The sequence below is a fragment of the Bacillus sp. SM2101 genome, from assembly GCF_018588585.1.
Taxonomy (GTDB): Bacteria; Bacillota; Bacilli; order Bacillales; family SM2101; genus Nanhaiella; species Nanhaiella sioensis.
In genome coordinates this window covers 1-1,292 of sequence record NZ_JAEUFG010000104.1, presented here as the reverse complement: position 1 = coordinate 1,292, position 1,292 = coordinate 1, and the positions used below count along the sequence as shown (strand labels likewise).

The following is a 1,292-nucleotide window of genomic DNA, read 5'->3' as shown; positions in this document are numbered from 1 at the left end:
AGAATCGAACTCCATTTTATCTCTCACAACTAACGCTCCATTTTCTTTAGCCTTGTCAATAGCTTCATCAATTGAATCTACTTCGATTTGAATTCGAGTACCATGGGGATAATCAGAAGGTCCTTTACTTATCCCTCCATTAAGTCCAGAAGAATGGTTATTTGTAGTATTGACAGCCCAATAATCCCATTGAGGTTCTGCAATCTCCCAACCAAATACATTTGAATAAAATTTTATGGCTTCACTAGGATTTTGGCTACTTATTTCAAACCCAATAACTTTACCCATAATCAATTCCCTCTTTCTTAAACTATCTATAAAAACCATTAGAACATTTCCATGGGAGCAAGAGGTAATTCCAAATGGTCTGCAACATACTGCATGAATTCTCTACAAAAATAATAACAGTTCCATCCTGTCACTTTACCATTTTCCCATTCAACCGTATTCACATCAAATAACATTGTTCCTTGTGCAGTTTGTTTAGTAAATATAATTGCTTGTTTACCAAACAAATGTGTACAAGTTGCATAGATATTTTGAAGTTTAGTTCTTTTGTTTGGATTAAGAGAGTATTTAAGGATATTTTCTTTTCCATATTCTTTGCTGTTCATCTCTACAAAACTAAATGTAGCATTATTATTTAGCATGTTAGCAAGTCCTTCAAAATCTTTACGATTATAAGCATCTATAAATTCTTTGACAGACTCCGATTGAACATTAATATTAGATTCCTTCTTTCTAACTTCCTCATTGATTTCTCTTATCTCATATAATTTTTTTCTTGCACGATTGAGTAATCCATTAATTGCTCCTTCAGAACTAGATAATAATTCAGCTACTTCATTTGCTTTGAAACCAAATGATTCTATTAAAATAAATACCACAGCCTGTCTTGGTGTTAGATTATTTATTAGCGATAAAATTGCTTCACTTACTTCAAGAGAATCAATAAATTCCTCACTTAAATTTTCCTCATCAATCTCGTCATTTGATAAACGTTGATTTCTCCTACATTGATCAAGCCAGTGGTTGGTAGCAACACGAAAAAGATATGATTTTGTTTTTAGATTCTGCTGTCGATGAGACAATGCAGAAAGCGATGCAAATGACTTCAATATCGTATCTTGAAGTAAATCCTCAGCGTCCCAAGGTGTTCCCGTTAACCTTAAGCAATATTTCCATAATAGATTACGATAAGGCTGTACAATCTCCCAATACTTCCCCCATATGTCCTTAGTCTCTTCACCTATAGTTTGTAGATTCTCCATCATATTCACCTCCTATATATA

The 1,292-nt window shown here is 33.2% G+C and carries 2 protein-coding genes; both read right to left on the bottom strand.

What is annotated here, in order from left to right; all coding sequences use genetic code 11:
- Window positions 1-288: VOC family protein (locus JM172_RS24435; protein ID WP_214484972.1), on the bottom strand; the 288-nt coding region annotated here is incomplete at its 3' end.
- A 38-nt stretch (window positions 289-326) separates the two neighbouring features.
- A complete protein-coding gene (locus JM172_RS24430; RefSeq protein ID WP_214484971.1) occupies window positions 327-1,271 on the bottom strand; it encodes an RNA polymerase sigma factor in 945 nt (314 codons plus the stop codon).
- Between the last annotated feature and the right edge of the window lie 21 nt (window positions 1,272-1,292).

Excerpts from the sequence above, each read along its gene's own strand:
- JM172_RS24430 (WP_214484971.1), bottom strand. The coding sequence starts at position 1,271 with ATGGAGAATCTACAAACTATAGGTGAAGAGACTAAGGACATATGGGGG.